This is a genomic window from Plantibacter sp. AC185 (assembly GCF_979258065.1).
In genome coordinates this window covers 1,269,721-1,282,913 of record NZ_OZ409831.1, presented here as the reverse complement: position 1 = coordinate 1,282,913, position 13,193 = coordinate 1,269,721, and the positions used below count along the sequence as shown (strand labels likewise).

Annotated in this window: 13 protein-coding genes; 8 read left to right on the top strand and 5 right to left on the bottom strand. The window is 70.8% G+C overall.

All coding sequences use genetic code 11. The features are described from left to right. Positions 1-8: 8 nt before the first annotated feature. Both ACZZZB_RS06070 and ACZZZB_RS06065 read left to right on the top strand, forming a co-directional pair. Entirely contained in the window at positions 9-650 is a 642-nt protein-coding gene (locus tag ACZZZB_RS06070) for a PadR family transcriptional regulator (protein ID WP_192018770.1), read from the top strand. 88 nt (positions 651-738) lie between these two features. Then, positions 739-2,319 carry a DHA2 family efflux MFS transporter permease subunit gene (locus ACZZZB_RS06065; RefSeq protein ID WP_192018769.1) on the top strand — a complete coding sequence of 527 codons (1,581 nt, stop codon included), beginning with the start codon at positions 739-741 and terminating at the stop codon, positions 2,317-2,319. A 30-nt stretch (positions 2,320-2,349) separates the two neighbouring features. On the opposite strand, the gene ACZZZB_RS06060 is transcribed toward ACZZZB_RS06065, so the two are convergent. Genes ACZZZB_RS06060 through purD form a run of 3 tightly spaced genes read right to left on the bottom strand, consistent with a single transcriptional unit; the run spans position 2,350 to position 5,006 of the window. Next, complete coding sequence (locus ACZZZB_RS06060; RefSeq protein ID WP_463529194.1) at positions 2,350-2,847, bottom strand: 2'-5' RNA ligase family protein; 498 nt, start codon at positions 2,845-2,847, stop codon at positions 2,350-2,352. Positions 2,848-2,850: 3 nt separating this feature from the next. Next, positions 2,851-3,729: an alpha/beta fold hydrolase gene (locus tag ACZZZB_RS06055; protein WP_192018768.1), complete on the bottom strand. Its 879-nt coding sequence runs from the start codon at positions 3,727-3,729 to the stop codon at positions 2,851-2,853. 11 nt (positions 3,730-3,740) lie between these two features. Further along, a complete protein-coding gene (purD, locus tag ACZZZB_RS06050) occupies positions 3,741-5,006 on the bottom strand; it encodes a phosphoribosylamine--glycine ligase (protein WP_192018767.1) in 1,266 nt (421 codons plus the stop codon). Positions 5,007-5,044: 38 nt separating this feature from the next. Here purD and ACZZZB_RS06045 point away from each other — a divergent pair, with 38 nt between their 5' ends. From ACZZZB_RS06045 to ACZZZB_RS06035, 3 genes are all read left to right on the top strand, one after another. Further along, complete coding sequence (locus ACZZZB_RS06045; RefSeq protein WP_064294203.1) at positions 5,045-5,410, top strand: sterol carrier family protein; 366 nt, start codon at positions 5,045-5,047, stop codon at positions 5,408-5,410. 21 nt (positions 5,411-5,431) lie between these two features. Then, complete coding sequence (locus tag ACZZZB_RS06040; protein WP_229940067.1) at positions 5,432-6,433, top strand: glycosyltransferase family 2 protein; 1,002 nt, start codon at positions 5,432-5,434, stop codon at positions 6,431-6,433. 90 nt (positions 6,434-6,523) lie between these two features. Next, positions 6,524-7,528: an NAD-dependent epimerase/dehydratase family protein gene (locus ACZZZB_RS06035; protein ID WP_137242320.1), complete on the top strand. Its 1,005-nt coding sequence runs from the start codon at positions 6,524-6,526 to the stop codon at positions 7,526-7,528. A 6-nt stretch (positions 7,529-7,534) separates the two neighbouring features. Here ACZZZB_RS06035 and zapE read toward each other — a convergent pair whose 3' ends face one another. Beyond that, a complete protein-coding gene (zapE, locus tag ACZZZB_RS06030) occupies positions 7,535-8,680 on the bottom strand; it encodes an AFG1/ZapE family ATPase (RefSeq protein ID WP_192018766.1) in 1,146 nt (381 codons plus the stop codon). An 84-nt stretch (positions 8,681-8,764) separates the two neighbouring features. Here zapE and ACZZZB_RS06025 point away from each other — a divergent pair, with 84 nt between their 5' ends. The 3 genes from ACZZZB_RS06025 to purF all read left to right on the top strand — a co-directional run bounded on the left by ACZZZB_RS06025 (position 8,765) and on the right by purF (position 11,880). Then, the gene (locus ACZZZB_RS06025; protein ID WP_192018765.1) at positions 8,765-9,244 is read left to right on the top strand and encodes a DUF2273 domain-containing protein; all 480 of its coding nucleotides are present in this window, start codon (positions 8,765-8,767) and stop codon (positions 9,242-9,244) included. Continuing rightward, positions 9,241-10,353, top strand: coding sequence for a phosphoribosylformylglycinamidine cyclo-ligase (gene purM / locus ACZZZB_RS06020; protein WP_285024802.1), 1,113 nt, complete (start codon positions 9,241-9,243; stop codon positions 10,351-10,353). Before ACZZZB_RS06025 ends, purM begins: the two co-directional genes overlap by 4 nt. A gap of 69 nt (positions 10,354-10,422) precedes the next feature. Continuing rightward, the gene (gene purF / locus ACZZZB_RS06015; RefSeq protein WP_085511828.1) at positions 10,423-11,880 is read left to right on the top strand and encodes an amidophosphoribosyltransferase; all 1,458 of its coding nucleotides are present in this window, start codon (positions 10,423-10,425) and stop codon (positions 11,878-11,880) included. Positions 11,881-11,949: 69 nt separating this feature from the next. On the opposite strand, the gene ACZZZB_RS06010 is transcribed toward purF, so the two are convergent. Next, positions 11,950-13,119: a 2TM domain-containing protein gene (locus ACZZZB_RS06010; protein ID WP_137242317.1), complete on the bottom strand. Its 1,170-nt coding sequence runs from the start codon at positions 13,117-13,119 to the stop codon at positions 11,950-11,952. Positions 13,120-13,193: the final 74 nt, after the last annotated feature.

The window sequence follows — 13,193 nt, the reverse complement described above, 5'->3', positions numbered from 1 at the left end:
GGAGGGTCATGGGCAAGATCAAGCCGCTCGGCCTGCTCGCCGTCGCCGCGCTCGGATACCTGGCCGAGCGCCCCATGCACCCCTACGAGATGTACCAACTCGCGCTCCATCGTCAGGAGGACCGGGTCGTCAAGGTGAGCCCCGGCTCGCTCTACCGCGCCGTCTACGGACTCGAGGCCGACGGCCTCGTGCTCGCCTCCGGGACCGACCGCGAGGGAGCCCGGCCCGAGCGCACCACCTTCGAGATCACCGACCTCGGCCGGCACCTGCTGGGGGAGCGGTTGCGCGAGCTGCTCAGCACCCCCACGAACGAGTACCCGGAGCTCGGGCTCGCGCTGTCCGAGGCGCACGAGCTGGGCGCCGAGGAGGTGCGGATGCTGCTCGAGACCCGTATCCTCCGGCAACAGGCCGAGCTCGCCGACCTCGATCGCCGCATGACGTGGGCGCGCGAGCGAGGGATCCCGCGCGTGTACTGGATCAACGTCCCCTACTCGGCCGCCATGCTGCGCGCCGAGATCTCCCACCTCGAATCGCTCCTCGCCGAGATCGCCGACGGTGCACTCGCCTGGCACGTGCCGGGGACCCGTGCGCCACTCCACGAGCAGGCGGCGACCCCGCCGGTGTCCACTCGGACGACACCCTCCACCTGATCCTTCGGGACCGACGACCCGTCCGGTCGCGTTCCCGCTCAGCCTCGCGTCCCGAACGCGAATCGTCCTCCATGCAGAAAGGGACCTCATGTCCACCACCCCGTCCACGCCGCCCCAGGGCGCCGCAGGCACGACGCCCGGGGCCGTGCGCCCCTGGCCTGCGCTCTGGTCGCTCGTCATCGGATTCTTCATGATCCTCATCGACACGACCATCGTGTCCGTGGCCAACCCCGCGATCATGCGCGGCCTCGACACCGGCATCAACAACGTCATCTGGGTGACGAGCGCCTACCTGCTCGCCTACGCCGTGCCGCTGCTCATCACCGGCCGCCTCGGCGACCGCTTCGGCCCGAAGAACCTCTACCTCATCGGCCTCGTCGTCTTCACGCTCGCCTCACTCTGGTGCGGCCTGTCGGGCTCCATCGAGATGCTCATCGTCGCCCGCGTCGTGCAGGGTCTCGGCGCCGCGCTCATGACCCCGCAGACGATGGCCGTCATCACCCGCATCTTCCCGCCGGACCGCCGCGGTGCGGCCATGGGCCTCTGGGGAGCGACCGCTGGTGTCGCGACACTCGTCGGCCCGATCCTCGGTGGGGTGCTCGTCGACGGCTTCGGGTGGGAGTGGATCTTCTTCATCAACGTGCCCGTCGGTGTCATCGGCTTCATCATGGTCTGGCGGAACGTCCCCGCGCTCGCCACGCATCCGCACAAGTTCGACGTGCTCGGGGTCGTCCTGAGCGGGCTCGGGATGTTCCTCCTCGTGTTCGGCATCCAGGAGGGCCAGAGCTACGACTGGGGCACGATCACCGGTCCGATCACCGTGTGGAGTCTCATCATCGCCGGTGTCGTCGTCCTCGGCCTGTTCGTCCTGTGGCAGGCCGTCATGAAGGGTGAGCCGCTGCTCCCGCTGGCGCTGTTCCGCGACCGCAACTTCTCGGTCGGCAACCTCGCGATCTCGACGATCGGGTTCACGATAACGAGCATGTCGCTGCCGCTCGTCTTCTTCTACCAGACCGTCCGCGGCTTGACCCCGACGCAGTCCGCGCTCATGCTCGTGCCGATGGCCGTGCTCTCCGCCGGGCTCGCGCCCGTGGTCGGGCGGGCGATCGACCGCGTGAACCCGAAGTGGTTCGCCCTCGCGGGGCTCCTCCTGCTGGCCCTCGCGCTCGGCTGGTACTCGATCCTGCTCACGCCCGAGCAGCCGATCCTCATGCTGCTCCTCCCGAGTGCCGTCCTCGGCCTCGCCAACGGCTTCATGTGGGGCCCGGTCTCCAACCTCACCACTCGGGGCCTCCCGCAGCACCAGGCCGGCGCCGGCTCAGGCGTGTTCAACACGACGCGTCAGATCGGAGCCGTCCTCGGCAGCGCGGCCATCGCCGCGCTCATCCAGGGACGCCTCGCGGCCGAGCTGCCCGCGGCACCTGGTGGTGCTGCCGGCGGCGTGAGCGAGGTGACGGGTGGTGAGCTGCCGGAGTTCCTGCACGCCGGGTTCACCACCGCCATGGCCCAGTCGTTGCTCCTTCCGGCCGGCCTCGCGCTCGTGGGCGCGGTCGTGGTCCTGTTCTTCCAGAAGCCGAAGGCGGCCGCCTGGTCGACCCCGGAGACCCAGCACGGACAGGCCGCCGCGGTCGCCGCAGCTGCCGCCACCGCCCGGGCCGAAGCCGAGTAGCGGCTCAACCGACACGGCGGCACGGGACGGTCACGGGCCGAGGAGGTCCGTGACCGTCCTGGTGTCGCCGTTCCAGAACCGGAGCCCGGTGACGAGCCCGGACGGGAGGTCGCCGAGCGACCGGAGCCCGTCGAGTGCCGCCACGGTCTGTTCGCCGGCGACGCGTCGGGAGAGTGTGACGTGGGGTGTCCAGGCGTCAGGCCGGGTGTGCTCGAACGAACCGGTGACGCCGCCGGCCACACGTCCGTGCAGCTCCAGCAGCTCGTGCGTGGGGATCACCGTGAGCGCGAGGACGGCGCCCGAGCGACGCGGGAACAACAGCGGAGCCCCGAGCCGGACGGCGAACGGCGCGAAGGCCGGCCGCCCGGTGAGCTCGAGGTCCTCGCCGGCCGACAGCGTGACGTGCGGACGGTTGCTCGCACCGCGATGCGTGGCGAGACTACTGATACCGAGGTCGAGGAGCGCTTGCCAGCGGTCGCGGACGGCGGCCTCGAGGGCCTCGTCGAACGTCAGATCGACGCTGCGCACCGGTCAGCCGATCGGGAAGAAGCCGTGGACGGCGGCGGCGAAGGATCGCGGCTGCTCCACCCAGGGGTAGTGTCCGCACCCGTCGAGCACGATGGCCTGGCCGAGCGGGAACCGCTTCGCGAGGTCGACGACGGGCGCGAGTCCCGTCAGGCCGTCCTCAGAGCCTGCGACCACGAGGACGGGAGCCGTCACGGTGCGCAGGGCGTCGCGGATGTCCTCGACCTCGTCGATCGTGGGCGTGTGCACGAACGCGTCCTGCGCGGCCGGGTGCCAGGCGCCCAGACGCTCGTGTTCGCGGGCGGTGTCGTCCCACTCGCCCCAGGCGATGGGCGCCACCGCCGGGAACAAGCGGTTCCCCGACGCGGAGTCCGGCGCCGCGAGCAGCGCGGGCAGCGCCTCGAGGAAGCCGGGGTACCAGTCCTCCGCCGCGTGCCGGGCGATGATCTCCGCGCTGTCGTCGTCCGTGTCGACGAGCCAGGTGGCGGGTGGCGTGATGAGGCACAGGCGGTCGAGCCGGTGCGGGTAGCGTGCGGCGTAGCTCACGGCGACGCGGGTACCGGCGGAGTGCCCGAGGAGTTCGAGACGGTCGACGTCCAACCAGCGACGCACGGCCTCGACGTCCTCGGCGAGTTCCGGCCAGCTCGCCGCAGCGGTCGACGATCCGCTCTCGGACCGTCCGACCCCGCGCTGGTGCAGCACGATGAGGCGACGCCTGGTGCTCAGGCCGCCGAGATCACCGAGGTAGACCGGGTGACGCGCCGGACCGCCGGCGAGGACGACGAGCGGCGGCAGGGCGTCGTCGCCGATCACGTCCACGTGCAGTCTGGTGCCGTCGTGACTCTTGACGACTGCCGACGACCCGGTTCCCGCTGCTGCGCTCATCCGGGCCGCGATCAGGAGACGCGTGCGGCGATGTCGGTGCGGTACTGACCGCCCTCGAGTTCGATGCGCGACAGCGCCTCGTACGCACGTCCGCGTGCCTCCGGGAACGTGGATCCGAGGGCCACGACGTTGAGGACGCGGCCGCCGGTGGCGACCAGGCCACCGTCGACGTCGGCCGTCGCGGCGTGGACGAGGTGGACCCCCTCGACGGCGACGGCGGCGTCGAGGCCGGTGATGCTCCGGCCGGTGACGGGCGTCTCGGGGTAGTTCTGGCTCGCGAGCACCACGGTCACCGCGCTCGCATCGGCGAACGCGGGTCGCGGCTGCTCGCCGAGCGTTCCGGTGGCCGAGCCGAGCAGGAGCGCCGACAGCGGGGTGACGAGCCGGGGGAGGACGACCTGCGTCTCCGGGTCGCCGAAGCGCGCGTTGAACTCGATCACGCGGATCCCGCGTTCGGTGAGGATGAGTCCGGCGTAGAGGAGGCCCTGGAACGGGTTGCCCTCCGACGCCAGCTGTCGCACGACGGGGACGGCGACCGTCTCGAGGACCTCGTCGACGAAGGCCGTCTCGCTGCCGAAGCGGTTGTCGAGCCAGGGCAGCGGGGAGTAGGCGCCCATGCCGCCCGTGTTCGGGCCGGCGTCGCCGTCGAGCAGTCGCTTGTAGTCCTGTGCGGGGGAGAGCGGGAGCACCGTCTCGCCGTCGGTGATGAAGAAGAGGGAGACCTCCTGGCCGTCGAGGAACTCCTCGACGAGGACGCCGCCGTAGCCGAGCCAGTTGGTGGCGTGCTGGATGGCCGCATCGCGGTCGTGGGTGACGAGGACGCCCTTGCCCGCCGCGAGGCCGTCGGCCTTGACGACGTACGGGGCACCGAAGTCGTCGAGCGCGGCGACCGCTGCGTCGAGGTCCTCGGCGCGGACCGCGCGACCGGTGGGCACGCCGGCTTCGTCCATGATCCGCTTCGCGAAGGACTTCGAGCCCTCGAGCGCGGCCGCCGAGCGGTTGGGGCCGAAGACCGGGATGCCGGCGGCGCGCAGCTTGTCGGCCACGCCGGCGACGAGCGGGGCCTCAGGCCCGATGACGACGAGGTCGACCGCTTCGTCCCGGGCGAAGTCGCGCACGATCGAGGGGTTCTCCTGGTCGATGCCGACCACGGTCACGTCGCCCGCGATGCCCGCGTTGCCGGGGGCGGCGATGATGTGGTGCCCGGCCTCTTCGGAGAGGAGAGCCTTGATGATGGCGTGCTCGCGAGCACCGGAACCGAGGACGAGGATCTTCACCCGTCTAGCTTAAGGCGCAATGGCCTAGCCTCGAATGCATGGCCAGACCCAGGATCACGGACGCCGTCGGTCGCGCTGCCCTGGAGCAGGCACTCGGGGACGCACCGGCGTCGCGCACGGACACGGCGACCGCGGTCCGCTACCTGTTGGAGCTCCTCGTCGAGCGGGCACCCGGCAACACCGTCGAAGTGCGGGTGCCGCCGTTCGGTGCGGTTCAGTGCATCGAGGGCCCCCGCCACACCCGCGGCACGCCACCGAACGTGATCGAGATGGACGCGCCGACCTGGCTCGCCCTCGCTTCCGGCCGCATCGACTGGACCACGGCGATGGCCGGCGGCACGGTGCACGCGTCCGGCCAGCGGGCGGACCTCACGGGCCTCGTGCCACTGCTGCTGCCGCGCTGACGTTCCGGGTACATTGGTGCGGTGACCTCTGACCTCGAAGCCCCAGCTGAGACGACGCTCGACGCGACGATCGTCATCCCCACCTACAACGGCGAGATGTACCTCGAACAGATCCTCTCGGCGATCGAGGGCCAGGACTACGACGGCACGTTCGAGACCCTCGTCATCGATTCCGGCTCCACCGACCGGACGCTCGACATCGTCGCCGCCCACCCCGACGTCCGGCTGCACGTCATCCCGAACAGCGAGTTCGGCCACGGCCGGACCCGCCAGCTCGCCGCGCGCCTCGCCAGGGGCAAGTACGTCGCCTACCTCACGCACGATGCGATCCCGGGCGACTCCCGCTGGTTGCACGAGCTGACCACGCCCTTGGACCCGGACGGCATGGACGTCGTCGCGGTCATGGGCAAGCAGATCGCCCGACCGACCTGCTTCCCGCTGATGAAGTACGAGATCCACGACGTCTTCCGCAACTTCGGGCCGGACTTCGGCACGACGGTGTTCGCGAACGACGGGTTCGCCGACGGGAACGGTGGGCTGCTCGACGCCCTCGGCTTCTACTCCGACGTCAACTCGGCCACGCGACGCGAGCTCCTGCTGGGCGACATCCCCTACCGCGACCTCCCGTACTCCGAGGACATGGCGTTCGGTGCCGACATCATCGCGGCCGGACTGCGGAAGGCCTACGCACCGCGGGGTTGGGTCATCCACTCCAACGACCTCACCCTCGACGAGTACCGCAAACGCATCTTCGACGAGACGACCGCGCTGCGCCGTATCGGCAAACCGATCGCGCGGCTCCGACGGTCGCGTCAGATCGGCTACACCGTCGTCGGTGCGATCCGCGACGCGAAGCGGATCGTCCGCGACAAGGAGTACGGCTGGAAGCGCCGGGCATACTGGTTCGTCATGAACCCCGCGTACCACGCGGCGAAGTGGAGCAGCTACTACGTGGCCTCCCGCGTCGACCTGAACGACGAGGCCGCCATGCGAGCCGGATCGCTGGAGCACAGCCGCAAGTAGTCCGCTGACGGCGCTCCGCTCCGGCGCGCTGCTCGCTGCTCCCAGCGAACCGGGGTGGTGCGCCGTCGCCTCCTGCGCTGTGATGGAGGCATGAGCACGAAACGGCTGTTGGTCCTGGGTGGGACGGAGTTCGTCGGGCGAGCAGTCGTCGACGAAGCGGTCGCCGCCGGCTGGGAGGTCACCGTCTTCCACCGCGGCACGAACCGCGCCGCGCCGTCGGACGCGGTCACCGTGCTGCACGGCGACCGGACGATGCCCGGTGGACTCGACGCGCTCCGGGTCGGGTCGTGGGACGTCGTCGTCGACACCTGGTCGTGGGCTCCGGTCGCCGTGCGTGACGCGGCCGCGCTGCTGGCCGACCGGGCCGGGAGCTACGTGTACGTCTCGAGCCGTTCGGTTTACGCCGACCCGCTCCCCGCCGGCGCGTCGGAGGATGCACCGGTCGTCGACGGGTCGGCGCATGACGACGGCTTCGCTGACTACGCCCGTGCCAAGCGCGGCGGTGAGCTGGCCGCCGTGCAGGCGTTCGGCGACCGTGCGGTCCTGGCGCGAGCCGGCCTCATCCTCGGCCCGCACGAGAACATCGGGCGACTGCCCTGGTGGCTGGCGCGGATCGCCGAGGGCGGCGAGGTGCTCGCTCCCGGCGCCGCTTCCGACCCCATCCAGTACATCGATGCGCGGGATCTCGCGGCCTTCCTCCTCACGGCCGGTTCGACGGGCGCGAGTGGTGCGTTCAACGTCGTGAGCGAGCCGCGGGCGACGACGTTGGGGGAGCTGCTCGACGCCTGCGTCGCCGCGACCGGGTCAGCTGCGACCCTCCGTTGGGTGGATCAGGAGCGGGTGCTCGCGGCCGGGATCCAGCCCTGGACCCAACTGCCCGTCTGGCTCCCCACCGGACCGGACGCCGACGCGATGCATCACGGTGACGTCTCGCGTGCGGTCGCGGCGGGTCTCCGTCGTCGTCCGCTCGCCGAGACCGTCGCCGACACCTGGGGTTGGCTGCAGGCTCTCGGTGGTGTGGCGCCGCAGCGTCCGGACCGGCCCGTCGTCGGGCTGGACCGCGCCGTCGAGCGGGCCGTGCTCGCCGGGAGCTGACGGCCGTCAGCGGATCTCGCGGAGGAGGGCGAGCCGGCTGCGCGTCCTCACCGCGTCGCGGGCGAACCCATCCGGTCCGAGGGCGGGATCGGTCATGAAGGTGTCCCGGTCGGTGGTGGCCACGACGTGGAGTTCGACGCCGAGATCGCACAGGGCGTCGACGAGGTGGACGAACCGGGCGCGCGCCTCCCGGGTGAGGGCGTGGGACTCGGGCAGGGCGTCGAGGACCCACCGGTCGTAGTCCGCCGCCCAGGCGAGGTAGTCGCCGACCGAGGTCGGACGCTCGATGAGTTCGGCGCTGGCGAACCAGAGGACGCCGTCGCGCGCGGCGGCTGCCTGGAACGTGTGGCCACTGATCGTCAGCGCCGTCGCCTCGCCTGGCCCCGGACGGTGGAGGCCGAGGACCGCGAGGTGGGCGTCCGCGGACTCGCCGGCGATGGACCAGCTGCCACGGGCGAAGCCGTCGCGGTGCCTGACCGGGGAGCTGCGACGGTGGTCGGTCGAGCCGGCGAGTTCGAGCACCTGCATGTTCGCCTCGATCAGGGCGATTCCGGGCTCGAAGATGTGGTGGTACCCCGGGTCCGGCAGCAGATCCTGCGGCGCGGAGTTCGAGCTCGTCAACAGGGTCACCTGTCGGGCGAAGAGCGCGTCGAGCAGCCGGATCATGAGCGCGCCGTCGCCGGGATCGTGCACCTGGAACTCGTCGAACAGCACGACGTCCACCTCGTCGAGCAGTTCGTCGACGGCTTGCTCGACCGCGTTCGTCACCGCTCCGGCCGCCGCGCGGGACCCGGCGCCCGGCTCGCCCGTCGCTCGAGCGGCGTCGGCGGCCTCCGTGCGGACCCGGTGGATCGCGGCGTGCAGCCCGCGGAAGAAGGAGTGGAAGTGGACGCGACGCCTCCGATGCGTCGGGAGCGCTGCGAAGAACGCGTCGAGGAGCCAGGTCTTGCCCCGCCCGGCCGCACCCCACAGGTACAGGTGCGCGGGTCGATCCTCGGCGATCCGGAGTGATGCCAGGCGCCTCGCCACCTCCAGCTGCTCCGGCTCGAGCGTGAACCCGGCGACGGCGGCGGCGGACTCGACCGCCGAGAGCAGGGTGTCGTCGGGAGGGATCGGAACGGGATCGGTCGTCTCGGTCCCCGTCGTGTCCACCGCTCGATCGTACCTGCCGGCACGTCGACCGCGGCCGTTCACCATCGGTTCACGATGCCCAGGATCGTGGGGGAGAATGGAGGCATGACAGACGCCACCGGGCAGCCAGCGCCGGAAGCTCAGCACCCATCCGAACCGACCGGCCCCGCGACGCCGACCGAGCCCGACACCGAGGTCGCGACCGTGTACTCCTCCGGTTCGGTCTCCGTGCGGCGGTCGCCCCGCTACTGGCGGTTCCTCGTCATCGGTGCCTTCGTGGGGATCATCGCCGCGCTCATCCTCACCTTCGCGTTCCCGGGGAGCGCCGACTACTCGCTCACCCAGGTGTTCGGCTTCCTCCTGCTCGTGTGCGTCGTCGTCTTCGGCGCGATCGCCCTCGTCATCGGTCTCCTCATCGACCGCTCCATGGCGCGACGGACGCGGATCGTCGCAGCGGATAGAGTTGACGTGCATCCAGCCGGGACCCCCGCGGCCGACGCGGAACCTGCCGGTTCCGTCAGTGCCGAGCCAGGTGAGTCCGGCCCCCCGAATCCACCCATCGCAGAAGGTTCAGGACGGTCATGACCTCATCCACCAGCTACCGGGAGGCCGGTGTCGACACGGCAGCCGGTGACCGCGCCGTCGAGCTCATGAAGGCCGCCGTCGCGAAGACGCACGGCCCGGAGGTCTTCGGCGGCTTCGGCGGGTTCGCCGGCCTGTTCGACGCCTCAGCGCTCACCGCCTTCCGTCGGCCCCTGCTCGCCACGTCGACCGACGGTGTCGGCACGAAGGTCGCGATCGCCCAGGCCATCGACAAGCACGACACCATCGGCCAGGACCTCGTCGGCATGGTCGTCGACGACATCGTCGTGGTCGGTGCGAAGCCGCTCTTCATGACCGACTACATCGCCTGCGGCAAGGTCCACCCGGAGCGCATCGCCTCCATCGTCGCGGGCATCGCCCGGGCCTGCTCCGACACCGGGACGGCGCTCATCGGCGGCGAGACCGCGGAGCACCCCGGACTCCTCGGGGTCGACGACTACGACGTCGCCGGTGCCTGCACCGGCGCGGTCGAGGCGGACGCCATCCTCGGTGAGCACCGCGTCGAGGACGGTGACGTCGTCCTCGCACTTGCATCCTCGGGCCTGCACTCGAACGGCTTCTCCCTCGTGCGCCACATCCTCGCCCAGGCGGGCGTCGGCTACGCCGACCACAGCGATGAGCTCGGCACGACGTTCGGCGAGGCCCTCCTCGAGCCGACGCGGCTCTACACCCTGCCCCTCCTGCGGCTGCTCGACGCCCCGGCCTTCGCGGGTGGCGTCCATTCGCTCAGCCACGTCACCGGAGGCGGGATCGCCGCCAACCTCGCGCGCGTCCTGCCCAAGGGGTCCTGGGCCGAGGTCGACCGCTCCACGTGGAGCCCGTCGCCGGTGTTCCGGACGCTGAGCGAGCTGGCCGGATCCTCGCTCGAGTCGAGCGAGGGCACCTGGAACCTGGGCGTCGGGTTCTTCGCCGTCGTCTCGCCGGCGGTCGCCGCCGGCGTCACGGCCGCCCTCGAGGCCGACGGGATCGCGACCTGGCAGGTCGGCACCGTGCACCTCGGCGACGACGCCGCAGACCTCAGTGCGTTCGAACAGGGTGCCAAGGGGGTCGACGGCGGTGCCGTCCGCCTCGTCGGCGCCTACCGCGACTAGTCGCAGCGCACCGGCCCACTTCCTCCGTTCCGTCACTCGCCCAGCACGAACCCCAAGGAGTCCCCACGCATGTGCGGCATCGTCGGCATCGTCTCAACCGAGCCTGCCAACCAGCAGGTCTACGACAGCCTCCTGCTCCTCCAGCACCGCGGTCAGGACTCCACCGGCATCGCGACCGCCGACGGCAGCACCTTCCACATGGTCAAGGCCAAGGGGCAGGTGCGTGAAGCCTTCCGCACCCGCGACATGCGCTCGCTCCTCGGCAACATGGGCCTCGGCCACGTGCGCTACGCGACGAAGGGCGATGCCGCCAACGAGAGCGAGGCGCAGCCGTTCTACGTGAACGCGCCCTACGGCATCACGCTCATCCACAACGGCAACCTCACGAACACGCGCGAACTCAGCAAGGACCTGTTCCACGTCGACCGTCGCCACGTGAACTCCACGAGCGACACCGAGCTGCTGCTCAACGTCCTCGCGACGGAGCTGCAGGGACAGATCAGCGGCCTCGACCTCGATCCCGACCAGGTGTTCAACGCCGTCGAGAACGTGCACGAGCGGGTCGAGGGCTCCTACGCGACGATCGCCCTCATCGCCGGTCACGGCCTGCTCGCCTTCCGCGACCCGTTCGGCATCCGTCCGCTCATCCTCGGCAAGCGCCAGACGGGCCTGGTCGGCAACGACTGGGTGGTCGCCTCGGAGTCGCTCGTCCTCGAAGCCGGCGGCTACGAGATCGTCCGCGAGATCGCCCCGGGCGAGGCCGTCTTCATCACCGCGTCGGGTGAGCTGTACTCGCGTCAGTGCGCGAAGAATCCGCGGCTCGTGCCGTGCTCCTTCGAGTACGTGTACCTCGCGCGCCCCGACTCCGTCATGAACGGCATCTCGGTCTACGAGGCACGACTGCGTCTCGGCAACCGGCTCGCCGACACCATCGCCGAGTACACGCCGATGGGCGACATCGACGTCGTCATGCCGATCCCGGACTCCTCCCGCCCGGCGGCCATGCAGGTCGCCCAGAAGCTCGGCATCGAGTACCGCGAGGGCTTCTACAAGAACCGCTACGTGGGGCGCACCTTCATCATGCCGGGCCAGGCGCAGCGCAAGAAGAGCGTCCGCCAGAAGCTCAACGCAATGGGCTCGGAGTTCAAGGGCAAGAACATCCTCATCGTCGACGACTCGATCGTCCGCGGGACGACGTCGAAGGAGATCGTCGACATGGCGCGTCTCGCCGGTGCCAACAAGGTGACCTTCACCTCCGCCGCACCGCCGGTCCGCTACCCCCACGTGTACGGCATCAACATGCCGTCCCGCCAGGAGCTCGTCGCACACGGCAAGAAGATCCCCGACATCGCCCGCGAGCTGGGTGCCGACAACCTCATCTACCAGGAGGTCGCCGACATGAAGGCCGCCATCCTCGAGGGCTCGGGCATCAGCGACCTCGAGATGAGCTGCTTCACCGGCGAGTACGTCACCGGTACCGTCTCCGAGGAGTACCTCGAGTGGGTGGAGCGCTCACAGCTCTCCTGAGTCCCGCCTGAACGACGAAGCGCGCGAGCCCCGAGGGGCTCGCGCGCTTCGTCGTTCAGGAACCGACTGCTACTCCGGCGTACCGGGCTGCTCGAGCGGCGCCGGCGCGGCCGCGGGGGCCGCCTTCGGCTTCGTCGTGCGCGGCTTCGCCGGTGCCTTCGCGGTGGCCGGCTTCGCTGCGGCGCCCGTCGTCTTCGTCGCCGGTGCCTTCGTGGCTGCGGCCTTCGGCGTCGTGGTCTTGGCTGCTGCGGCCTTCGGCGTCGTCGAACCGGTGGTGGCGCGCGTCGAACTCGTCTTGCGGACGGTGGTGCCCGCGGCCGTCGCCGCCGTGGTCGTCTTGGCGGCGGGCTTCCGGGCCGTCGTCGAACGCGTCGTCGTCGACCGGCTGGTCGAGGTGCGGGGCGCGCTCACGGCCGCGGCCGGTGCGGCGGCCGACACGGTCTCGTCGCGTCCGGTCTCGTCGCTCGCGAGGCGCGCCTCGGTCTCGTCGGCGGCGGCTGCGACGGTCTCGGCGTCGCCGGTGGACGTCGACTCCAGGACGATCGACTCGGCCGGTTCGGCGGACGTGTTCGGCGCGGCTGCGGCCTCGGGCGCGCGGTCGGTGCCGGAGAAGACCGCGGCGAACTGCTCGGTCGGGGTGGGCTCGGCGGCGCGCACCCAGTCCGAGGTGGGTTCCGGCGCCGGAGCCTCGGAGGCCGGAGCCTCGGCCGACGGGGCCTGGTAGGCGCCGTACTGCTGCGTCGCCTGGGCGCCCTGGGTCGGCTGCGTGCCGTAGCCGCCGGTCTGGCCACCCGCGTACTGCGAGGTGTCGTAGGCGGCCGTCTGTCCGTACTGTGCGGGGTCGTACACCGGCGCCTGGCCGGTCTGACCCGCCTGGTACGGGTGCTGCTCGTAACCGCTCTGACCGGCGTACGGTGCCTGCGCGGGGTTCGGCTGCGAGGCGGCCTCGCGAGCGGCAGCGCGCTGCTGCTGCTGGTTCACGAGGCGCGCGACCTCGGCGTCGATGGCGTCCTCGGTGATGTGCTTGGACGGACCGTAGGCGTCGAGTCCGACGAAGACCAGGGCGATGCCCATCACGAAGATCGGCCAGATCGGCCAGAAGTATCCCCAGGCGCCGGTGAGGAGCCAGATGACGATCAGGAGGACGGAGACCGCACCCCAGACGGCGAGAAACTGCTTGAAATCGTGCTGCGCCTTCAGGCGCTTCTTGGCGGCAACGCGGAGTTCGTCGGTGTTCATCCGTCCAGGCTAGTCTCCGCCCAGCGAGAACTCCATTTGCCAACAGTCGTCTGAGAGATCACCCAGCCGTGAGG